General features: G+C 46.8%; 19 protein-coding genes. 6 read left to right on the forward strand and 13 right to left on the reverse strand.

The window, feature by feature from the left end:
- Positions 1–43: 43 nt before the first annotated feature.
- Positions 44–2,533 carry a zinc-dependent metalloprotease gene (locus tag BUB37_RS19485; protein ID WP_072995538.1) on the reverse strand — a complete coding sequence of 830 codons (2,490 nt, stop codon included), beginning with the start codon at positions 2,531–2,533 and terminating at the stop codon, positions 44–46.
- Between the two features lie 523 nt (positions 2,534–3,056).
- Between BUB37_RS19485 and BUB37_RS19490 the strand changes: the two genes are divergently transcribed.
- Positions 3,057–3,464 carry a hypothetical protein gene (locus BUB37_RS19490; protein ID WP_072995513.1) on the forward strand — a complete coding sequence of 136 codons (408 nt, stop codon included), beginning with the start codon at positions 3,057–3,059 and terminating at the stop codon, positions 3,462–3,464.
- An 82-nt stretch (positions 3,465–3,546) separates the two neighbouring features.
- Here BUB37_RS19490 and BUB37_RS19495 read toward each other — a convergent pair whose 3' ends face one another.
- The 6 genes from BUB37_RS19495 to lysS all read right to left on the reverse strand — a co-directional run bounded on the left by BUB37_RS19495 (position 3,547) and on the right by lysS (position 13,697).
- Complete coding sequence (locus BUB37_RS19495) at positions 3,547–4,977, reverse strand: SLC13 family permease (protein ID WP_072995514.1); 1,431 nt, start codon at positions 4,975–4,977, stop codon at positions 3,547–3,549.
- Between the two features lie 78 nt (positions 4,978–5,055).
- Positions 5,056–6,435, reverse strand: a complete 1,380-nt coding sequence (locus tag BUB37_RS19500; protein ID WP_072995515.1) for a c-type cytochrome domain-containing protein — start codon at positions 6,433–6,435, stop codon at positions 5,056–5,058.
- Between the two features lie 6 nt (positions 6,436–6,441).
- Complete coding sequence (locus BUB37_RS19505; RefSeq protein WP_072995516.1) at positions 6,442–7,323, reverse strand: sugar phosphate isomerase/epimerase family protein; 882 nt, start codon at positions 7,321–7,323, stop codon at positions 6,442–6,444.
- A gap of 24 nt (positions 7,324–7,347) precedes the next feature.
- The gene (locus BUB37_RS19510; RefSeq protein WP_317616559.1) at positions 7,348–8,868 is read right to left on the reverse strand and encodes a DUF1501 domain-containing protein; all 1,521 of its coding nucleotides are present in this window, start codon (positions 8,866–8,868) and stop codon (positions 7,348–7,350) included.
- Positions 8,869–8,878: 10 nt separating this feature from the next.
- Positions 8,879–11,614: a PSD1 and planctomycete cytochrome C domain-containing protein gene (locus tag BUB37_RS19515; RefSeq protein WP_072995517.1), complete on the reverse strand. Its 2,736-nt coding sequence runs from the start codon at positions 11,612–11,614 to the stop codon at positions 8,879–8,881.
- 394 nt (positions 11,615–12,008) lie between these two features.
- On the reverse strand, positions 12,009–13,697 hold the full coding sequence (lysS, locus tag BUB37_RS19520; protein ID WP_072995518.1) for a lysine--tRNA ligase: 1,689 nt from the start codon (positions 13,695–13,697) through the stop codon (positions 12,009–12,011).
- A 326-nt stretch (positions 13,698–14,023) separates the two neighbouring features.
- Between lysS and BUB37_RS19525 the strand changes: the two genes are divergently transcribed.
- The 3 genes from BUB37_RS19525 to lipB are packed head-to-tail and all read left to right on the forward strand — an operon-like array spanning position 14,024 to position 15,674.
- Complete coding sequence (locus tag BUB37_RS19525; RefSeq protein WP_072995519.1) at positions 14,024–14,179, forward strand: YqaE/Pmp3 family membrane protein; 156 nt, start codon at positions 14,024–14,026, stop codon at positions 14,177–14,179.
- A 12-nt stretch (positions 14,180–14,191) separates the two neighbouring features.
- Positions 14,192–14,929 (forward strand): hypothetical protein, encoded by a 738-nt coding sequence (locus BUB37_RS19530; RefSeq protein WP_072995520.1) that lies wholly within the window; start codon positions 14,192–14,194, stop codon positions 14,927–14,929.
- A 25-nt stretch (positions 14,930–14,954) separates the two neighbouring features.
- Positions 14,955–15,674, forward strand: a complete 720-nt coding sequence (lipB, locus tag BUB37_RS19535; protein ID WP_072995521.1) for a lipoyl(octanoyl) transferase LipB — start codon at positions 14,955–14,957, stop codon at positions 15,672–15,674.
- 32 nt (positions 15,675–15,706) lie between these two features.
- On the opposite strand, the gene BUB37_RS21815 is transcribed toward lipB, so the two are convergent.
- The 6 genes from BUB37_RS21815 to BUB37_RS19565 form a co-directional block, all read right to left on the reverse strand.
- Positions 15,707–16,276: a collagen-like protein gene (locus BUB37_RS21815; RefSeq protein ID WP_094766803.1), complete on the reverse strand. Its 570-nt coding sequence runs from the start codon at positions 16,274–16,276 to the stop codon at positions 15,707–15,709.
- A gap of 113 nt (positions 16,277–16,389) precedes the next feature.
- Entirely contained in the window at positions 16,390–17,037 is a 648-nt protein-coding gene (locus tag BUB37_RS19545) for a collagen-like protein (protein ID WP_072995523.1), read from the reverse strand.
- A gap of 117 nt (positions 17,038–17,154) precedes the next feature.
- Positions 17,155–17,766 carry a collagen-like protein gene (locus BUB37_RS19550; protein ID WP_139278149.1) on the reverse strand — a complete coding sequence of 204 codons (612 nt, stop codon included), beginning with the start codon at positions 17,764–17,766 and terminating at the stop codon, positions 17,155–17,157.
- 113 nt (positions 17,767–17,879) lie between these two features.
- Complete coding sequence (locus BUB37_RS19555; protein WP_072995525.1) at positions 17,880–19,073, reverse strand: outer membrane protein assembly factor BamB family protein; 1,194 nt, start codon at positions 19,071–19,073, stop codon at positions 17,880–17,882.
- Positions 19,074–19,181: 108 nt separating this feature from the next.
- Positions 19,182–19,748 (reverse strand): collagen-like protein, encoded by a 567-nt coding sequence (locus BUB37_RS21820; protein WP_072995526.1) that lies wholly within the window; start codon positions 19,746–19,748, stop codon positions 19,182–19,184.
- Positions 19,749–19,840: 92 nt separating this feature from the next.
- On the reverse strand, positions 19,841–20,992 hold the full coding sequence (locus BUB37_RS19565) for a hypothetical protein (protein ID WP_072995527.1): 1,152 nt from the start codon (positions 20,990–20,992) through the stop codon (positions 19,841–19,843).
- A 712-nt stretch (positions 20,993–21,704) separates the two neighbouring features.
- Between BUB37_RS19565 and BUB37_RS19570 the strand changes: the two genes are divergently transcribed.
- The gene (locus tag BUB37_RS19570; protein ID WP_072995528.1) at positions 21,705–22,274 is read left to right on the forward strand and encodes an RNA polymerase sigma factor; all 570 of its coding nucleotides are present in this window, start codon (positions 21,705–21,707) and stop codon (positions 22,272–22,274) included.
- 4 nt (positions 22,275–22,278) lie between these two features.
- Positions 22,279–23,016 carry a tetratricopeptide repeat protein gene (locus tag BUB37_RS19575; RefSeq protein WP_072995529.1) on the forward strand — a complete coding sequence of 246 codons (738 nt, stop codon included), beginning with the start codon at positions 22,279–22,281 and terminating at the stop codon, positions 23,014–23,016.

Consider the following 23,016-nt stretch of genomic DNA (forward strand, 5'->3'; position numbering starts at 1 on the left):
TACGGTAGTTGAACCTTGTGGTTTATCGGTTATGCAAAACCCGTTATTTGGGGTTTAGAATCAAGTCTATTCGGTGTTCGATATCCTGAAGGTGGTATTTGCTCATGCTGTCGGAAGTCCTGCCGATGGCATTCTTTACCATACGCTCCAAGGCGACGAGTTCGGCCCGGGCCACCGAACGGATGTCCGATTGGCTGGTATTGACTACGGTAGATTTTTGATAGCCATCGTATTTGGGCTGCTTCGTCTGGTTTTCGGCCGTCATCAAGTAGGCCAGGCGGTCTACGTGGGCCTTTTGCAGGTTGCGTCGGTAAGTGTCGATGGACTTCCCGGTCTTCAATTCGGCCCATATCCCGTTGCGCAAATCTTCCATCAAACGGGTAAAGCGATAGGCCTGGTCACCGTTGGCGGTCTCGTTCTCTATGATCCGTTGCAGTTTGCCCAGGCTTAAGATGTTGTTCAAGACGCGGACCTGCATGGTGCGTACCTGTTCCAGGAAACCGGAGTATTGGATCTTGTTGAAAATATTTTGGTCCAACAACCATTCGGGGGTTTCAAAAAGTTGTTCCTGTATAAACTGCACACAGTTTTCTTGATGTTCCTTGGCGACAGGTGTATATACGGCCCCTTCTTGGTCGTAGGTTTTGTACCGTTCGTATACGCCCCCGATATTGTTTGACACGTGGCCCATATACCGGTTGAACTGGCTGATAACCTGTTCGTACAACTTGCCCAGGTCTTCATAGTTCTTTCCCTTTTCCTGTGTCCATGTAATCAGGTTGGGCACGATGCGCTTGAGGTTTTCGATGCCGTAGTAACTGGCCTTGATGGCGTCGTCGCCCAGGTCTTCGGTTTGTGAGCTGGGATCGACGACATCGCCCACTTGTTGATGTCCAAAACGGTACAATGGGTCATCGGCATGCTCGAGGATCCATTGGTCCAATACCGGTTTTTCTTCTTCGGCGGTCTTGTCGGGAATCGGTCGGTAGCCCCACCTTATGGCATACTTATCGTAAATACCTATGTTGGGCATTAGGGCGACGTCCCCATCTTCGGGTTGTGCGATGTAGTTGAACCGGGCATAGTCCATAATCGAAGGGGCCGTGCCGTACTTTTTGGTAAACGATGCCGAGCGTAGCGAGTCTACCGGATAGGCGGCACTACTGCCCATATTGTGCGGGAGGCCCAAGGTATGGCCCACTTCATGGGAAGAAACAAAGCGGATCAGGCGGCCCATGATTTCATCCTTGAATTCGGTTCCGCGGGCTTCGGGGTTTATGGCCGCTGTTTGTACAAAGAACCAGTTGCGGAGCAGGGTCATTACGTTGTGATACCAGTTGATGTCCGATTCCAAGATTTCGCCACTTCGCGGGTCGCTCACATGCGGTCCGTTGGCATTGGGTATGGGGGAGGCCAGATAGCGCACCACGGAATAGCGTACATCTTCGGGCGACCAATCGGGGTCTTCCTCGGGGCTCGGCGGGTCTTTGGCGATAATGGCGTTTTTAAAACCGGCTGCCTCAAAGGCTACCTGCCAATCTTCTATTCCTTGCTTTATATAGGGAATCCATTTTTTTGGCGTGGCCCTATCTATGTAGTAAACGATGGGCTTTTTGGGCTCGACCAGTTCGCCGCGTTTAAATTTCTCCATATCCTCTTCCTTTACCTCCAGACGCCAACGATCTAAATATTTCACGGTCTTACTTTCCTGTACATCGAGTCCGTAATCGGTCTGTCCACTGGTAAACCAGCCGACGCGCTCGTCAAAGTACCTTCGTTTCATCGGCGTTTCGGGAAGCAGTACCATAGAATTGTTGATTTCTACCGATATAGACCCCAGGCTTCCGTTGCTGGGCGGTTCTTTGGCCAAATACGTTTTAACGTGTCTGTTTTCAACGTTCATCGGAAAGCTCTTAATACTTTCTATATAGCTGCGGGACTCGTCGAGGCGCGAAACTTTATGGCGTTCGCGGTACCGCTCGGGCAGGCCCATAGCCATTACGTCCTTTTCGAGAAAGTCGTTGACCTGTATCACCGTTGAGGGGTTCAGCGAATCTTTTTTGACCGCCTTGATATCGAAAGCCTGCAGTATGGGCTCAAAATTGGAATTGACCACGGCCTCATGTATCGGTAGGGAGTCGGCGGCGTAAATATTGTAGCTGACCACGCGCAGCAGCACCTTGGTCGGTTTTCTCTCCCAGCGCAATACCTGGGTGTTGATCTTGCCACCGCCAAAACCGATGCCCGTTGCGGTTTTCGAGATACGGCTGACCATCAACATTTCCTTGTTGAAAAGCGAATCGGGTATTTCGTAGAAATAGTCTTCGTCTACGATATGAACGTCAAAAAGGCCCTTGTCGGTCTTGGCATCCTTGGTAATGACCTTGCCGTAGGGCTTTATCTTGTCTTTTTTACCGTCTTTCTTGTTTTCGGAGGTTTCAGGCTTGTTCTTTTTGAAGATTTGTGCCTCGGCATGGGCCGTGTTCAGGACAAACAATAACAGGGCAAGTCTTAAAAAGGTCGTCTTCGGCATGTTTTGATGGTTGGGTCGATTCTTAAAAAGGATAAACGAAAGACCAAAGAACTGAAAAAAAAACATATGATTTTGTTAATCAAATCATAAGCTGTTCCCTGCCCAACAAGGCGGTTTTGTCTTCGCTTTTTAAAATACTGTGGCAAGAAGGGAGCCACTTTGGGTCTTTGGGTACTGCCGTCCGTTTATGAAATGATGGCACGGGATCAGGGGTAGGGAAAGACAACCGCAGTGCCGTGCTATGCGTTGAATGTCCTAAAAAAACCGGTAAACGGTTGAAGTGTAATTTGTTGTGTGCCACCGAATGAAAAAATATCAAAAAAAATGGGCTTAAAAATACAGTCCTTTTTCTGTTAAGATGCCATTTGCTGAAATGGGAAAGTGCGAAGTTGGCATATTTACGGGCCGCAGAATGCGAATTTGCTGTTTTTGCGAAGATTGCCCCATCGGGGGCGCAATGATAAAATGCAATATTGAAATAATACGGCGTTATATAGACTCATGTGACAAACCTACAAATGTTATGAACAAAAAGAATATTAAGGTAAGTGTATTAATGGCGTTGGTCTTTGCCAACGGAGTATTTGCATCGGGCCCTAAAAGTGAGCGGGACGATTTGGTAATCAACTCCGTTTCCTATATCGAAGACGATACCGATTATGATTTGGGCTTCGATACGGCCGATTATCTTCCGGAAGATTTTGATCCCTATAAGTTATATGTCGATTTGGATGCGATCGATTTCATCGAAGATGAAGAGAACTTGGGCATCGATACGAAAAAATACCTTCCCAAAGGTTTTGACGCCTATGCCTTTCCGAAGCACGTGGCCGATTTCAACTATATAGATGAAAATGACTACGAAGTCATAAATTTTGATACCAAAGAACATCTACCGGAGGGTTTTGATCCGTATATAAGGAAGAATTAGTAAGTTCTTTATATTTGAGTAAGCTAGCCAAAACCCCTGTATTTAATGCAGGGGTTTTGCTTTTTATACGGTTTTTGCAGGGTTAGAAAAGTAGGGGGATCACAAACTGGAACATCGCTATCAGTATAACAATGGCAATACAGTTCAGAACGATGCCCACCCGTGCCATTTCGCCTACCTTGACATAGCCGCTGGCAAAAACTATGGCGTTCGGCGGTGTGGCCATGGGAAGCATAAAGGCACAGCTACTGGCTATGGTGACCGGAATAAGGAGGTACAGTATGGGCAGTTCAAGGCCGATGGCGATGCCCGCGACCACGGGTGCGAGTACAGCGATAAGGGCCACGTTGCTCATCAATTCCGTCATAAAGAGGATCAGGGTCGTCAAAAGTATGGCGGTGAACAGGATGCCTATGTCGCTTTCGGCAATGGCGCCCGAGACGACGTCTACGATACCGCTTACCGACATGCCCTTGGCGAGGGCCAGTCCGCCCCCAAAAAGAATTAGAATGCCCCAGGCCAGTTTTTGGGTATCCTTCCAGGTGAGTATAAAATCCCCTTTCCTTAAATTATAAGGGATGGCGAATATGGCTATGGCAGCCGTTATACTGATCATGGTGTCGTTGAGTTTCAAGGCCGGGAAAATACCGTTGATCACCGTCCTGAAAATCCAAAGAAAAACGGTAACCCCAAAAATGGCCAGCACCATTTTTTCCTTGCCGTCCATCGGGCCCAATTTTTCGAGCTCTTGGTCAATTACCTCTTTGGAGGCGTTGAATTTTAGCTGTTTGTTCGGATACATCCATTTGACGAGCACTAGGTAACTGATTCCTATCATTAGGGCCGAAAAAGGTAGGCCCAGAACCATCCATTTTAAGAACGATATCTCGATGTTGTATTCGTTTTCCAAAAGGCCGATCATCACCGAGTTGGGCGGCGTTCCGATGACAGTGGCAACACCCCCGGCATTGGCCGAAAAGGCAATGCCCAGCATTACGCTGAGCGCAAAGTTACGGTCGTTCTTCGTAAAGCCGTCGGCATCGTTGACCAAGAGGCCGATGACCGACATGGCGATGGGGAGCATCACTACGGTCGTGGCGGTATTGCTGATCCACATGCTCAGTGAGGCCGTGGCGATCATAAAGCCGAGGACCACCTTGTTGGGAGTGGTTCCCGTGATTTTTATGATGTTGAGGGCAATGCGTTTATGGAGGTTTACTTTTTCGAGGGCCAAGGCCAGTACGAATCCTCCGAAAAAGAGAAAGATGATGGGACTCCCGTAATTGGCGCCTACCTCGCCGATATCCATAATCTTTAAAATCGGGAGCAGGAGCAGGGGGAGAAGGGCCGTGACCGATATACTAACGGCTTCGGTAATCCACCAAGTCACCATCCAAACGGCGACGGCAATCACACTGTCGCCTTGTTCGGAGACGATTTCAAAGGGTAGGCCTAGAATGATGAAAAATAAAAGGGGGCCTAAAAAAAGGCCTGCTTTTTTGCTTGGTTCCATGGGTAGTTATTGTTTGCCCTAAGCTATGTTATTTCTTTTGGTTTTAAAAGAGGAGTGTTCTTTTGAACCCGATTTTTGTCAATAAACGATTGAATCGGAAGGAATGGGGGGCAATTCATAATTGCCGAAATCAATACTTATTTCTCCCCCTTTTAGACTGCGAACCCCGTTGAAATTCGTTTTTGTCTTATATAAAAAGACCTTTTTCAAGTTTTTGAAGTCTGAAAACACCTGAATGTCAGCTTGAAAATCACTTCCTGTCAGATTGATTGTCCTTAAATGCCGTAGGTCTTTCAATGCCCCAATGTTCTTGCCTGTAATTTTAGTGTGGTCTAACTTTAAAACCGTAAGGTTGGGAAGGGATCTCAGTTGTTCAACAATGGCATCGGTAACCTGCGTGCCTCCCAGATCTAGTCGTGAAATTTGGTTCTTGATAGGTAGCAGTAGGCCAAGGTCGGTATCGACAAAATTGGGTTGGTTGATACAGGATACACTTAGAAAGTTGGTCGTTGCGCTTATGGGGTCTACATAGATCCCTGTTTCTTTTATGGCCTTGATGCTGTCTTGTGAAGCGGCCGTAATCTCGATATCGGGATGGTCGGTATCGTGTTTTTTCGGGAAAAACGGAATGAACAATTCTTTCTTCAGGCCTATTTCGCCTACGGTTCCCTCAAACGGATGTCCTGCCGCTATCCATGCCTCGATCAATTGTATTTCTTCCTTGGTGGGCTGGGTCTTTCCCTCGGGGGGCATATGGTCGTCGTCGTCCATGGGCAGGGTCATACGGGAAAAAATCTCGCTTTTGGAAGCATCGTGGGCTATAACAACCTGCCCGCTCTCGCCACCTTTAAGAATGCCTTCCTGGGAATGGAGCAACAAATCGCCTTTGTTCTTTTTGGGGTTGTGGCAACTGACACATTTGTTGTTCAGAATGGGCATTATTACATCTTCGTACAATAAGGCACTCTGCCAATTCCCTTCGGTGAGGCTTATTTGTTTTTCTTCGAAGGTATCGTAGCCCAAGGCCGATTTGATCGAATTTGGCAAGGGCTCGACCAAGTAATCTTCGCCATGGGTTATGTTGCCCCCTTGGTGGCCCGTAAACGAAATGAGGGCTAAAACGAAAAATGAGGAAAGGGCCATAGGCACTTTGGAAAGAAAAGCGGCTTTTAGTTTTCCGTACATTAAAAAAGAAAATACGGCCGTGGCAATACCCGACCACAAATGCCGTTCCACGGTTTCAAAGGAATAGCCCTCGCCCATATATTGAAGGTAGCCCGTAATACAGGCCAAAGTTGCCGTGATGCCGGCCCACAGGTATACGAAGGCAATTATTTGTGCATACTGGCCTTGTTTGCGATCGTACCATTGTAAAAGCAATCCCATCATTATAAATCCTATGGGAAGGTGTACGACCAAGGGGTGAAGTCGCCCTAAAAGTTGTTGTAGAACATCCATGGTTTGCTATTCAATATTCAAACGTTCCCTTAAAGCTTTCATCATATAGGTGTTGGCCTTCCATTGATCGGAAACCGGTACCCGGGTATAGGGCAGCGTGGGCATATAATCTGGCGGGCCAAATTCCGTAGTAACGGTAAAGAAATCTTGGGTCTCCCATTTTTTTCTAATGATTTTTTCCCAGATATCGAGGTGGCGTCCGACCGCTTTTTTCCATTCGGGAGCTTCCGGGTCGCTTACTTGAGGTCCTTCGGCATGACCGACCCTGGCATGTATGTGCGAAGATCTATCGATGATCTCATTTAATTCGGAATCTTGTGATTGCAGTAGGGATTCGTGGACCACCATCCAGTGACTGATATCTAAAGTGAGTTTTAGTTCGGGAATGGCGGACAAGTACTTTTGGGTGTCGGGAAGGTTAAAGCTGAATCGGCCCCTATGGGTCTCATGATAGATCCTGACCTTGTTTTTCCTTGCTATTTTGTTCGCGGCATCGATAAAGGCCTTGTTTTGTTCAAAGCTAAAGAAATCGCTTCCCGTATGACAATTGATATAGGCCGGTTTCCAAGCAATGATGTTCTTGAAGTTCTCGGTATAGGCCCTTAGGCTTTCCTCGAACGGAACGGATTTGTCGGTTCCGTTCAAGAAACCCACCTGTAAGTCGTATTTGTTCAATGCCTCCCGTAGTTCCTCAGCTTCCCTTTCATCTTTGGGAAACCAGGTTTCAAGTCCGTCATAACCGGCGGCTTTGGTTTTTTCGCAGAAGGCATCCCAAGAGGTCGAGCGTCCCCAATCCGTTTGAAAGAATAAGAGTTTTTTCTCTTGCGAATAAACATTAAAAGTGGTGAGCAACACCGCAAAAAAGGTGTGTAAATGGTATTTTTTCATATGGGTTGGTTTGGACAATCTATACTAGGCCAAAATCTCTTTAATGATTTCGCCTTCTACATCGGTTAAACGAAACGGTCTTCCCTGAAATTCATAGGTGAATTTTTCGTGGTCGAAGCCCAATAGGTGCAAAATGGTGGCGTGTACATCGTGAACCGATACCCGACCATCGACCCCAGAGAACCCGATGTCGTCTGTTTGGCCGTGCGAAGCGCCTTTTTTTATACCGCCTCCGGCCATCCACATGGTAAAGGCGTCCCCGTGGTGGTCGCGGCCCTTATAGGCCATTTCCTTATTGCCCCGGTTTTCTTGCATGGGGGTCCGGCCAAATTCGCCTCCCCAAACAATTAAGGTGTCTTCCAATAGCCCCCGTTGTTTTAAATCTAGGATCAAGGCGGTGATGGGCCGGTCTATTTCCCGGCATTTATTGCGGAGGCCCATATCTATTGAACCTTCCCGTACGTTTCCGTGGGTGTCCCAGCCCCAATCGAACAGTTGGACGAACCGTACCCCGTCCTCGACCAATTTTCGGGCAAGGAGGCAATTATTGGCGAACGACTCCTTCCCTGGTTCGACCCCGTACATTTGTTTTATATGTTCCGGTTCGTTGTTGATGTTCATGACCTCCGGTACGGCAATTTGCATTCGGTAGGCCATTTCGTACTGGTTGATCCGGGCCAGGATTTCGGGATCGGCGTATTTGGCGTATTCCTCTTTGTTGATTTTGTTGATGGCATCGATGGTACGCTTTTTCAGGTTGCGCGACATGCCGTCGGGATCTTCGATATAAAGTACGGGATCTCCTTTTGAGCGGCATTGCACACCTTGGTAAACCGAGGGCAAAAAGCCGCTTCCCCAAACACTTTTTCCGGCATCGGGGGTATTGCCCCCTGAGGTAAGTACAACAAAACCGGGAAGGTTCTGGTTTTCGGACCCGAGACCATAGGTTGCCCAAGACCCTATGCTGGGCCTTCCTAGCCGCGGGCTACCGGTATGCATGAACAATTGGGCAGGCCCGTGATTGAATTGATCGGTGTGTACCGCTTTCAAAAAAGCCACTTCATCGACTACTTTTTTAAAGTGGGGCAGAAAATTGGAGACCCAATTTCCCGATTCACCTTCTTGCTTGAATTCCGCCTGCGGTCCCATCAGCTTTGGGGTTCCTTTGATGAAAGCGAATTTTTTGCCTTCGAGAAGCGATTGCGGGCAGTCTTGGCCGTCGTATTTATGGAGTTGCGGCTTGTAGTCGAACATCTCCAATTGCGAAGGCGCCCCGGCCATGTGCAAGTAAATGACCGATTTGACCTTTGGGCTGTAATGTGGGGGTAGGGTAGATAAGGGGTTGAGGTCTCTTTCGGTCAATCCGTTCGCCGTTCGAACCTTGGGTTTGCCCAAGGGGTCGCATCCCATAAAGATGGAACTAAGGGCAAGGCCTCCCATACCTTGGGCACAACTTTTAATAAAATGACGGCGGGTTCTGGCCTGGGTCTCACGTTCGAGTTTTTCCCTGAGCAAGCGATTTACTATATCTGAATGGTGTTTCACGTCTTTGTTTTTATGCTTTCGTTAGAAATTCATCCAAATTCATAATGGCATTCGCTACGACGGTCAATGCACTCAGTTCTGGTGAGGGCCTATTGTCGAAGTGGAGGAATAATTCCGAAGATTCAGGATTGTCCGTGAATTCTTGTAACGAATTTTTATAAAGTTCCTTCAAGGTCTCAAGCGCTTTTGGCTGAATTTTTTTAAGGGTGGCCCTTGAATAGGCATTGGCAATGCTTTGGTCGATATCCGAAGCGACCCTGGTATTCTTGGCCAGCCAGTACGATGCCTCTAGGAAAACCGGGTCGTTGAGGGTGACCAAAGCCTGCAAAGGGGTATTGGTTACGGTTCTTCGAATGGTACAGACCTCACGGCTTCCTGCGTCGAAGGTCAGGAACGAAGGGTAGGGGCTTGTGCGTTTCAAATAGGTGTAAATACCTCTTCGATATCGGTCCTCTCCTTTGCTCTCAACCCATTTGGCACCGTTGTAGACAGTTTGCCAAACCCCTTCGGGTTGGGGAGGCATTACGCCAGGGCCGTACATTTTGTAGCTCAAGAGACCGGAAACGGCCAAGGCTTGGTCCCTGATCTGTTCTGCCCCTAGCCTGACCCTGGGCCCGCGGGCATAGAGTTTGTTCTCGGGGTCTAGGCGGTACATTTCGGGGGTGCTCTCGGAGCTTTGGCGATAGGTTCCTGAAAGCACGATTTCCTTGATCAGGGCTTTAATGCTCCAGTCCATCTCGTTCATAAAACGAAGGGAGAGCCAATCCAACAGGGCCGGATGTGAGGGAGGCTCCGACTGTGACCCAATGTCCTCTACGGTAGAAACGATTCCCCTGCCAAAAATTTGGTGCCATACCCGATTGACCAAGGTTCTGGCCGTTAATGGGTTTTTCTTGTCCACTATCCATTTGGAAAGTCCCAACCTGTTGTCGGGCCAATTTTCGTTCCAGTCATTCAGTATTTCCGGAATACCCGGCTCTACCGTATCGGTTTTCGTCAACCAACTTCCCCGGTCGAACAATTGGGTAGTGCGTTTCATGTACACAGGATTCTCTGCCATGATCGGAACGGTAATGGGCCTCGTGTTAAGGGCTTCCATCAGGGCCGTGTTTACCGCGGTCCAACCGGGGAGGTCCTTTTTCGGTAAATCCGGGATAAAGCCTACCCAGTATAGGTTCAGTAGGTTTACCTCCCGCGCCACGGCGTTGTTTTGGGTTTCGATATAGATATCGGTTTTTTCCGTAATTTTTTTGATGGGAAATTTAACAATGCTGTTTTCCTTGGATTTATTGATGGTAAACTGTCCTAGAATTTCACCATCGGCATTTTTTTTGCGAATGGTCATTTGGGTGCCCCTGTAATGCGAACGATAGTTGAGGTATACATAGCTGGCCCCATCGGTATAGGCATTTTCAATGATGCAGTTTCCATCGTCCCAAAACACTACCGAGGCATGGTCGTCGTAAACGCTGTTCTCAAAATTTTTAAAAAAGTGTGATTTGTATACCGGTTCCGTAAATAAGAGAAAGTCCTTATACTTTTTGACCAACTTTTCATCCCCGTACTTGCTCGCCCATTCGATTACCCTATCGACATTCTTTTGTTGTGCGGGAGTGTATAATTTAAGTATGGGCGATTCGTCGGGAGTATCTTCATCGCGCGTATTGTTAAAAAAGGCCATTAGATTGTAATATTCTTTATGCCTAAAAGGGTCGTAGGGGTGGCTGTGGCACTGTACACAACCGATTGTGGTACTCTGCCATACCTCAAAAGTGGTGTTCACCCGATCAATGACCGTGGCAACGCGGTATTCCTCGTCATCGGTGCCCCCTTCGTCGTTGTTCATCGTGTTCCTATGAAAGGCCGTGGCAATCAATTGGTCGATGGAGGGTTGGGGCAATAGGTCTCCTGCCAGCTGTTCAATGGTAAATTGGTCGTATGGCATATCGGAGTTAAAGGCATCGATTACCCAGTCGCGGTATTTCCAAATTTCGCGTCCCATGTCCTTTTCATAGCCTTTTGAGTCGGCGTAGCGGGCCAGGTCAAGCCACCAGGTTGCCCATTTTTCACCGTAGGTGTTTTGCGACAAAAGGGAGTCTACCAGGTTCTCATAGGATATTTTACCGGCCTCGAAACGGTTGAGCAATTCGGGCGAAGGGGGCAGGCCGACAATATCCATGGCCAACCTTCGGGCAATTATGTTCTTTTTAGCAGGGGAATTGGGCCTTACGTCCTCATCGATAAGCTTTGTGAGTATAAAATTATCGATGCCGTTCTTTAAAAAACCTGTTGTGTTGTCGGCGGCAAAGCCCGCTTCGGAATTAATCGGGGGAACCCCTACCTTTTCGGGGAGGGAATAGGCCCAATGTTCGCCCCATTCGGCCCCTTGGTCTATCCATCGGGTCAGAAGGTCGATTTCCTCGTCGGACAGTTTGGGTGCCTCATAGGGCATGCGGAGTTCGGGGTCTTCTTCATGCAATCGTTTGATCATCTCACTGGCCGATGCGTCGCCCCTAATGATGGCGGGTTTGCCCGATTTGGTGTTGGCAAAGGCTTCCTCTTCGAAGAGCAAACTAAAGTCTCCGCTTTTCTTTATGCCCCCATGGCACGAGATGCACCTTTTGTTTAGGATAGGTTTTATCTGTGTGCTGAAGTCAACAGGGGGAGTAGACTGGCACCCGCTTAACAATAAGACGGCTAAAATTAAAAGATGCCAAAAACCACGATTCATTGTCCTCTTGTTCATACTTAGGTCCTGTGTTTCCTTATAAATCAATCTTCAATATAGAAAATTCGAAAAGTTGAAAACCCAAAAATCTATGCAACATGTGCAACAGCGTTTTTTGGGGATATTTAAAAAAAACAAAGGTGATATTGTCAAATTTGTTGCCACTTTCCTTTTAAAGGTAATGAATATCATTGGAAAATAATTAGGCCACTTGATTATAGAAGGAAGGAATGGTAGGCCCAGGGGCAGTGGCTGGATAGCTTCCCCAAGAATACAACAGAGAAGGACGAAGATCTGGGCTAGGGTATTTGCTCTCGGATGAAAGGAAAGGAGGTGCAATTTTCCCCAAAAAGAAAGAACCAATTCATTGTACTGTGAATTGGCTCTTTGTATTGGCGTATGTACTGTTTTGCTAATTTAGGGTAACGGTTTTGTTGTCACCCGCTACATTTACTTTTACCAGTCCGTGCTTCGACAAGGCCTTCATCGATTTGTCCCATTTTTTACCGCTGAGTCCGGCCTGGGATTTAAGCTCGCCCAACTCCATGCTTCCGGTAGGTTTGAGCAGGTCTACGATAACTTTCTCTTCCTGGGTGAGTTCTACCTGTTTTTTCTCGGGTCTCATTTGCGGAAAGAACAGTACTTCCTGAATGGAGGAGTTATTGGTCATTAGCATCACCAAGCGGTCGATACCGATACCGATACCCGATGTCGGGGGCATACCGTATTCAAGGGCACGCAAGAAATCTTGGTCGATGAACATGGCTTCGTCATCGCCTTTTTCAGAGAGTTTCAATTGCTCTTCGAAACGCTCGCGCTGGTCGATGGGGTCGTTCAGCTCCGAATAGGCGTTGGCCAATTCCTTACCGTTTACCATCAACTCAAAACGCTCGGTAAGCCGCGGGTTGTCGCGGTGTTCCTTGGTCAAGGGACTCATTTCCTTGGGGTAGTCGGTAATAAAGGTGGGCTGTATGTAGTGGTGCTCGCACTTTTCGCCGAATATCTCATCGATCAATTTGCCGACGCCCATGGTCTCGTCGACCTCGATACCCAGGTCGAGGGCCGTTTTGCGAAGCTCCTCCTCGTCCATTCCCGAAACGTCGATCCCGGTATGGATTTTTATGGCTTCCAAAATGGGGACCCTGGGGTAGGGGGCCTTAAATTCTATTTCGTGGTCCCCTACGGTAACCTTTGTGCTTCCCGTGGCCTCGATCGCTATTTTTTCCAATAGCTGTTCGGTGGTATCCATCATCCAGTGGTAATCCTTATAGGCCACATAAAGCTCCATTACCGTAAACTCGGGGTTGTGGGTGCGGTCCATTCCCTCGTTGCGGAAGTCCTTGGCAAACTCATAGACACCGTCAAAACCGCCTACGATGAGCCGTTTTAGATAGAGTTCGTTGGCAATGCGCAGGTACAGGGGTATGTTCAGCGCATTGTGGTGGGTTAAAAACGGACGAGCCGCAGCACCTCCGGGTATGGGCTGTAAAATGGGCGTCTCTACCTCTAGATATCCTTTTTCGTTATAAAACTGGCGTATGGTATTGGTGATCTTGGTGCGCTTGATAAAGGTTTCCTTTACCTTTGGGTTGACTACCAGGTCGACGTAGCGTTGGCGGTAACGCTGTTCGGGGTCGTTGAATTCGTCGTACACATTGCCTTCGGCATCTTTCTTGGGCAGGGGCAGGGGCCTTAGCGATTTGCTCAAGAGCGTAAAATTTTTCACCATAACGGTTATCTCGCCTACCTTGGTGGTAAACAGCTCGCCTTCTATACCGATGATGTCCCCGATGTCGAGCAGCTTTTTATAAACCTCGTTGTACAGGGTTTTGTCGTCGCCCGGGCAGATCTCGTCCCGGTTAAAATAAACCTGAATGCGGCCTTCGCTATCCTGGAGTTCGGCGAAGGAGGCCTTGCCCTGTATCCTTCGCGACATCAACCTTCCGGAAAGAACTACCTTTCGCCCTTCGGCATAGTCTTGTTTGGCATTCTTTGAGGTAGTGTCTACAGGGTAGAGTGCAGCGGGATAGGGGTCGATGCCCAGGTCCCTTAATTTGTTCAATTTTTCCCTTCTAATTAATTCTTGTTCCGAAAGTTGCATGTGCGTCTGAATTGAGCCTGCAAATATAGGTACAATACGCTAATTTTTCAATGGGGAAGCGATTATTGGCCACGTGGCTCTAACCCAGGTTTTGTGGGCCCTGTCAAAAGGGAGCAAACGGACGGCGGACATGGGCTTGTTTTCTCTTTTTGCCTAGGCCTGCCGATAATGGGAACCTAATAGTGGGACATGTAGGTAGGCCTTAACGGGGGCGTATTCCGACCCTTTTGGTTATTTGGGGGGTATTTGTAACAAAACCGGAACGTTTACGTCTAATAGGTGGCCCGTAATGGTATGGGACATCAATCAAAATCAATCGCATTGTTATGAGTTTTTTTAGAGTACTGTTGGCTATTTTGTTTCCACCCCTGTCGGTCATCGGAAAAGGTTGTGGTTCGTTTTTAATTGTTCTACTTTTGACCTTTTGCGGCTGGGTGCCCGGAGTCATTGCCGCATTGATCATATTGAACAACCCTAACTAGATATCGAGTTTTATGAAATTTTTTAAAGTCTTGGCTGCAGTTGCTACTGTAGCCCTTTTTGTTGCCTGTAACTTTACCGAAGAAATCTATTTTAACGAGGATGGAACGGGAAGGATGAACATTGGTATGGATGGGAGCGAAATGCTTCAAATGCTTCCCCCTTCCGATTCTACCCAAATGGAGGAAGTTATAGATTCGACCCTTGTTTTTAAGGATCTGTTACGGGAGAAGAAAGACAGTATCGCCCAATTGTCGCCCGAGCAACAGGCAGAGCTGAAAAGGTTGGAGCCCTTTAGCCTGCATATGAAAATGGATTCGGGGGAGGGGATCATGAATTTTAATATGTTCGCCGATTTTAAGGATGTGTCGGAAATCAACGACGCCTTTAACGCTTTTCAGAGCGCTACCAACGTAGGCCCTTCGGCAGGATCAAAGCCCATGCCCAAAAATCCGGGTGACGAGGCGACCAAGGTCGACTATACCTTTAACGGAAATACGTTCAGGAGGGAGGCGGTCATACTTGACCAAGAACTATTCCAGCAAAGCGTGGACAGCCTTGAGAGCGCCGCGATGTTTCTTGGGTCTTCTACCTATACCTTTAAGTACCACTTCCCCAAGCGTATAAAATCGACCAATATCGAAGAGGCTACTTTTTCGATGGACGGGAAGACCATGATCCACGAGGTGAACTTTTTGGATATGCTCAAGGATCCGGAATCGATTTTGATCGAGGTGGAGCTCGAGAAATAGACCAAGCCTTTCGTATCTTTGCGCCATGAACAAAGAGGTAGAACTACAAGATTTAGGGCTAAAGGACTATAAGGAAACTTGGGACTATCAGGAAGCCTTGTTCAAGGCCATTGTCGATACCAAAATTCGCAATAGAAGGGAAAACGCACAGCTGACGACGGCCAACCACTTTTTGTTCGTCGAGCACCCCCATGTCTACACCTTGGGCAAGAGCGGAAACCGCGCCAATCTTTTGGTAGGCGAGGAAGAGCTTGCTACCAAGGGGGCCAAATTCTATAAGATAAATAGGGGAGGGGATATTACCTACCACGGTCCCGGGCAGATTGTGGGATACCCCATTCTAGATCTTGAAAATTTCTTTACCGACATACACAAATACCTCCGTTTGCTGGAAGAGATGGTCATTTTGACTTTGGCGGAATATGGATTGAAAGCGGAGCGTTCAAAGGGAGAGACCGGGGTTTGGTTGGATGTGGGCACCCCATTCGCCCGAAAAATATGTGCCATGGGCGTACGGGCCAGCCGTTGGGTGACCATGCACGGTTTTGCCTTGAACGTCAATGCAGACTTAGGGTATTTCGATTTGATGATTCCCTGTGGCATAAAGGATAAGGCCGTAACTTCTTTAAATGTAGAATTAGGAAAACAAGAAGTTGACCTGAACGAAGTAAAAGAAAAGTTGCTGAAACATTTCGAAGTTCTTTTCGAAGCGGAAATAATAGAACAAGAAAAAACCTCGGCGTGAGCCGAGGTTTTTGTTTTGCTTAAAAAGCACTATTAGTGCTCAAGACCAAAATATTCCATAGCTTCCTCGTAAGTCATTTTTTTAATGTTTTCCCTTTCTGTTTTTCCGGATAGATTGCCTTCAACAAGAATGAATCTAAAGTCTAATATTTGTGAAAAAGTGGATTCTACAACGAGGGACCCAACATTGATATAATTAATATCCATAAGAACTTCGCGGGAAATGATTATGGGCATGCTTTCCCATTTATTGCTTTCCGCAGGAATTTTGGCATATCCTAAAACGAATCCCGTATCAAATATTTTTTGTGTTAGTTCGGGTATGGCAAAGTTGTTGTCACCACCGGAAATAAGTATATCGTCAAATATGACCGAAACAACATTGGCATTGCCATCTTCTCCATCTTCTCCATCTTCTCCGTCGTCACCGGCCGGCCCTTGGGGACCTTCAGGCCCTTGTTCGCCTTGAATGCCCTGTTCGCCTTGAATACCTTGTTCCCCTTGCGGTCCTGCGGGTCCAACATCCCCGTCCTTTGAACAGGAAGTAATTAGTGCGGTAATACTCAAAAAAGTCATGAGTATCATTTTCAGTGTAGTTTTCATAATCTCTAGGTTTTTTGTTTTGATTTTTATGTTGTGGCTATGCCAAGGTTAACATAAGGCACAAAAAAAACCTCGGTGTAGGCCGAGGTTTTTTATTTTTGTTAAAAAGGACCTTAGTATTCCAAACCAAAATACTGTATAACCTCTTCATAGGTCATCTTTTGAATGGTTTTTTTGGAAAGGTCTTTTGAGACAAGTTGCCCACCTGGAATAAATATAATTCGAAAGAACCTATTGTCAACATGGTAAATATCCGTCAACCACGTTGCTCTTGTATAACCATAGACTGACGGATCATTTTGAACGTCTATGGTAATGTCAATACTTGTTGGTTCCATTCTGTAGGCCACTTCCCAAATATGCACTCCATTATTGTCATTTCTTGGTACGGACATAATATTGGTAGGTCTGATAGGGGTGTTTCCCAAAGCGGTGGAGGGGACCCAGCCCTCATAGACAACAACGAACCCTCCATTATCTATAAATTCCCGATCGTAAAATCCATAAGATTTTTTGTTTAAGTAAAGAAAGTTACTTCTCGGGGTGGGATCTTCGAAATTGAACCAGTCGGTGTACATTAAATTTACCCCGCCATCTTCACCAGCTGGGCCTTGCTCTCCTTGGGGTCCCTGTTCTCCTTGGGGTCCTTGCGGCCCCATGGGGCCTACATCGCCTTCCTTTGAACAAGAAATGTTCAGGAAAACGATACCTAGCATTAAAAACAGTGTGCTCTTGATGGTAGTTTTCATAATTGTTTTCATAATTATGTTATTTATTTACTGATTTGTATCCGATTAATGTTCGGTAAAAACAGAGGTTAACATTCGGGCATAAAAAAACCTCGGTGTTGGCCGAGGTTTTTGTAGATAGGGCATGGCTCAATAGTCAAGACCAAGGTAGTCCATCACTTCTTGGTAGCTCATCTTATCAAAGTTGGGCCCCTGTGATTTTCCGGTAGTCGAACTGGAAGGTATTACCACGTAGCGAAACCTGTCGTAAGGGCTAACGCCGTCGTGTATATCATTGTTTTCGGTAATGTTGATTTGGATGTTTCCTTCGGAAATGTAGGCTTTGTAAACGGCGATTTGCGTATCGCCCAAGACATAGTGCATAACCGTAATCGGGAATTGCGCTACTTTGTCCGTAGGCCATATGCTTTCGACATAACCGTTTAATTTGCCATAAACGATTACCGTTCCTTCTTCGACTATATCGGAAGTAATCTCGGGGGCCGCCCTGTTTCCGTTAAAGTGGGGAATTCCGTTGACCAGGGTTTTTTCAAAGGATAACGAGAACCATTCAGAGGCGATTACATTGGCGTTGCCGTCTTCACCGGCCGGTCCTTGGGGTCCTTGGGGTCCTTCTTCTCCTTGAATGCCCTGTTCCCCTTGCGGTCCTATGGGGCCGACATCCCCGTCTTTTGAACAGGAAGTGGTCAGTAGGCCGATGCTCATAAACATGCAGAATAAAAATCGTAATGTGGTTTTCATAATGTTTAATATTTAAAATTTGTTTGCCCTTTTATGGTATGCGTTTCAAAAGGTTAACACTTGAATCTAAAATCAGGAATAACAGTAGGGCTGCCCATAGTAAGAGCAATGGGTTATTGATAGAAATGGGTTGGGGTAATGATCAAATGCGGATAGGCTGTTTGATCTAGTTCCAGTTCCCATACCAATGTCTTGGCCGAAATGTTTATCAAAGCGATATTGGCTTTGTTCTGGTCGCTTACGGTGTTGAAAAGCAACAGGTGCTTATCGAAGAAATAGTATTTTGTAGAACCGGAATCCCATTCTTCATTGATGGGGTAGGTAAAGGAATCCAGTTCTTCCCCGCTTAAAATATCGAGGGTTTTGGTGACAATGGCCGAGCTCTCTTCCTTATAGCTAAGATAAACCGTATCGTTCGATAGGCCGATGGCCGATGGAAATTTTCCCGTATAGGCGTGTTCCCAAATAAGGGATCCGTCGTTTTTGTCAATACTGTAAACGGTCTGGTCACGCGAGTAAAAAATAAATTGGTCGCCGCTTTCGTAACCTCCCAAAACATTGGGACTTCCGGTTTCAAAGGTCCAATTCTCGTTCAAGTCGGCATCCAAGGAAACGACACTGTTGCTCCAGGTCATTACGATTATCGACGACGAGCCACCGATCAATTTTGATATCCTATCGGTAAAGGGTATTCTTTTATCAATATGGCCAGTACCGGGATCTATGCTCAAAATTTCCTGGGTGCTTGAACCGAGGCTCAATTCGACAACTATTTTGTTTTGGTAAGAGGTAATCTTCCTCACCTCATCGGTCAGCTCAATGGTCCAATAAACGTCGCCCGTTTCAAGATCTAGCGCATCGAGATAAAAGGAGGAATGATAGGTTGTGGTATTGATTGCCCTATAGCCGATAAAAACTGTACTTTGATATACCCAAGTGGCGCCAATTTCATAATACTTGTCGTCGTCTTTTACATAGTCTTTAGACCACATGGACTCTCCGTTAAAAGTACCTTTTCTGAGTAGTGTTTTGGTTCCGTTATATTCGCCTTGCGTACAGATAAAGGCACCGTCAAATTCATTACAATGAAAAGAATCCAGAGTGGTAAGGGAGTTGATTTGCCGATAGTCCTTTAAATCCAATTCGGTATAAAGGTTGTCACTACGGATCCAAATGCTTCCTACGATATCGTTTACAGGGTCTTCTATTTCCTCTATTTCTTCAAAATTTGAATCGTCGTCCTTGTTGCAACTTGCAAAGACCGTAAGCAATAGAAGTATTCCCAAGAGGGATTTAAAGGTTTTCATAATAATTGTAATTTGTGTTTGCCCTTTTATGTTGTGGCTTTGTCAAGGTTAACATCGAACCATAAAAAAACCTCGGTGTAGGCCGAGGTTTTTGTCCATTTGAGTTTTTTAATAAGTTTCTTTGGCAATTAGTTTTCCGCCGTACCCACCTGGGTCTAGAAAAACTCCGTTTGAGGTGCCGGAAGGAGTGGTTTGGACATATACTTGTATTTCATGGGTTCCGGCAGGTAAATCATCAAAAACATCAAAAACTGACAGAAAATCTATTGTATTGCTAGAAGTAATGGCAGCAAAACTTTGCAATGAACCAACCTCGCCATTTATTCTAGTAGATACTTTAATCCCATTAGCCCCGGAGAAAGTTCCGGAACCGACCCTCGAATTCAGTATGACCTCGATTCTAGTGTCGTCAAATTCTTTTTCAATAGTTAAAATGGGGCCAATGGGGGCCGGTGTTGTCGTAGCGTCCACCGATGAGGAATTTAACCTGGAACGTTCGAAATAATTTGCGGTGGGCGCCGGGTCACCTTGTGGTCCTTCCGGTCCTTGCGGGCCCTGCTCTCCCTGTGGTCCTTCAGGGCCTATGGGGCCTACGTCACCTTCTTTGGTACAAGAAGTGTTCAATAAAATGATACCTAAAAGCAAAAACAATGTACTCTTGATTGTAGTTTTCATATGTATTATACTATTTAATTAATTGCATTCATTAATGGCTGGGGAAAGAAAGGGTTAACATAAGGGGGGTAAAAAATTTCGGGTTAAGCCCATCAGGGCGTATAGCCCACTACGGCCGAGTTGGCGGGAAAGGGAACCCCTCCTGGGCCTTCATCGGAGAAGGTGACGATGGCCATGACCAGTTGTGGGCCGTTGCGCCGTAAGCTTCCGGCAATCCAGGATATGATGCCCGATTTATTGGTTATGGCACCTTCAAAAAGTCCGTTGTTGACCGAACTGATCTGTGCCTCGAGTTGGTTGTCAGTGTCAATGGCATTGGTCTCCAAATCGAGGTAGAGGGTGCCGAGGCCCCTACCTGTTTCGTCGAACACGATACTGGTGGCCCGTTGTTGGCCTGTTCTGGGCTGGTCGACAAAACCTATTAACTTTTTGCCCACGACTTCCGATAGGCTTATGTTTTGTTGCTGTCCTCCGTAGATGCCTCCGTTTCCCGCGCCAAAATCGATCATGAACATGCCCGAGGGAGTGGTCTGCCCAAGACCTATCCACGTGGGGCCGTCATTGATTTCGAGGGTGCCCGAGTCGCAGGTGGCACTTCCGGGAATGCTCATGGGGCCATCCGTTGTACAGGGGGCCAATGGATCAAGGCAGTCAAGGCTTTTTTGATTTCCGCCGAAGGTAAAGCCGCCCCCGGTTTCCGAAATGGTAAGCGACCCGTATGCGGGTCGGGTGCGTACGTCGTATACGCCTTGGGGCGGGATCCTTACATAGTTGTAGGTGCCTGCCAGAGTTCCGCAATCGCTGCGGTCGACACCGTTTATTATGGGCCCCGACAAGCTTCCGGCCGGTTGGGCGAAAAGTGACATTCCCGGTATTTCTGCGGCGTAGAAGAAGCCCGAACCATCCGAAGGGTAGGCTGCATCGGCGGGGGTGGTGGTTTCCAAAACCATTTTTAGAAAACCCGAAGGCAGTTGCGAGAAGGTTCCCCTGAAGGCCAGGTCGTCCGACGGGTCGGTTTCCGTGCCATGGTCCCAGGTGCCTGTCCAGGTCATTGCGGTGTGGTCGAGGTCAAACGTCCAGATGTCACCCGGACTTTGAGTAGCCGTATAGGCCCGTATTTCGGTAGGTTCCTCATTAAATCCGTTTTTGTCTTCCGAAACCTGGTCTTTTTCACAGGCCGTCGTAAAGGACAAGAGGGCCATGGCCCAGATCCATTTTTTTTTCCAAAATTTTTGGTATCCCAATTGCCCGTATATTCTTTATCCAAGCTTCTAGACTTTGTGCTGAAATTTTCATGGATTTGAATTTTTGGATTACTATCTGTATTTATTTTATGTGTTTGACGGGCCTAGGTTAACATGGGGGCTTAAAAAACCTGGCGAAGACCGAGGTTTTCTTATCGCCCTTATCCCATCGAAGTAGCTGGTCATGATCCGTATAGGCTGGTTACCATATTCATTTCTCGGGATTTACATCAACCTCCAAACCTTTTAGGCCGCCTTGATCGCTCCGGTCGATCTAAAATTACCTGTTGTGTCGGGCCGAGGAAGATGGCACGCTACTTCGTGGTTTTTAAAGTGTAATCTTTAGCTGTTTGTTGAGGTTGACAAGGGAGGAAAACGAATCAAGGGAGCCCTTTGGGTATAAACTATACAGGCAATAGCAGAGCGTATACCCATATGGTTACGGCCAAGGCGACGATCAAAATTCTTTTTGTTGTCTCCAATTTTTTATAAGTTTCCATGATTCAAAATTTTGTGTTCTTGTTTTTCTATGTTTTAGTGGGGCAAAGGTTAACACCTGGTGTAGGCTTCCAGTTTTTTTACAAAGACGTGTAGTTTAATTACTACAAATGGTCGATTATTAAGGGATATGGGGGCAATTGTAAAGAATGGCATCCAAAAAACGTTAAATTAGCCCCAATGATGTTAACCTTTTCAATTCCTGATTATTAAAGTGCAAGAGACAGATCAAAGCCGTATACTGGAAGAACTTAGGTCGGGTTCTGAAAAAGTACTAAAAGAGGTATATGAGGATAACCGGGCCAAGTTCTTAAATTTCGCGAGACGCTATAACCTTTCGGAGGAAGAGCATATCGATATATACCAAGACGCGTATATCGTCTTTTATGAGAACGTAATGAACGGAAAATTGGAAAAGTTGACCAGTAGTGTTTCAACCTATCTGTTCTCCATTGGCAAGCATTTAATTTTTGATCGAATGAGAAAGAACAAAAAATCGATCTCAGGTAGCTTTGACCTTGCAAGAGTTGGCGATTCTGATGAAGAGGTAAACTCTTTTGACGTAGACCGTCCCGAATTGACAAGGGAGCAGAAGTTGCTTCAGGAGCATTTTAAGGGGCTCGGTACCAAGTGTCAAGAACTGTTGAGCCTTTTTTATTATCGCGGTTATACCATTCAAGAGATTATGAAAGCGGGCAACTATAACAGTGAGAATGTGGTCAAGGCCGCCAAATCAAGGTGTATGAAAACATTGAAGGAACGCATCAAAGGAAAAGCCTACTAACATCATGGACAAAGAATTACTACTATACAATTACTTCGCTAACCGGCTGACACCGGAACAGGAAAAAATGCTCGATCAACTCTTGGAAACCGATAGCGAATTCAAGGAGCAGTTTGATTTTGAAAATGACCTAAAGCAGGTTATTCGTGACAAGAAGGCCAAGGAGCTTAAGTCTAAATTGATAGGCTTTGAAGACGAGATCCAGAAGGAAAGACCTGCGAGGAAGCCCAGCCTAGGTTATCGAAAATGGGCCATGGCGGCATCTATCGCCCTCTTGATCGGCTTGGGTTGGCTGGGGTACAATACCTTTTCCGGTCCGGATTACGGCGGTCTGTACGACGAGAACTTTCAAGAGTACCCGAACACGGTCTATGCCATCACCCGGGGCGAGACTACCGACGATTCGTTGGAGCGAAAGGCCTTTTTGGCCTATGAGACCAACGACAACGTACGGGCGGTAAGCCTTTTTACCGAACTGAAGGCAACCAAGAACACCGAGACCGTCAACTTTTACCTTGCACAGTCGTTCCTAAAAAACAAACAGCCCGAAAAGGCCATTCCCCTCTTGAACGAAATCATAGGCAAAAAAGGGGAATTTGCACCACAGGCCTTATGGTATGGGGCCTTGGCTTACTTAAAGACGGGCGAGGAAGACAGGGCAGTGTCCTTGCTAGGCGACCTGGTGGCCGATGGTCGGTATAAAAAGGCCGAAGCCTCCGCTCTTCTCGAAGAGCTCGAATAG

Origin of the sequence: Pseudozobellia thermophila (assembly GCF_900141855.1) — a bacterium.
Taxonomy (GTDB): Bacteria; Bacteroidota; Bacteroidia; order Flavobacteriales; family Flavobacteriaceae; genus Pseudozobellia; species Pseudozobellia thermophila.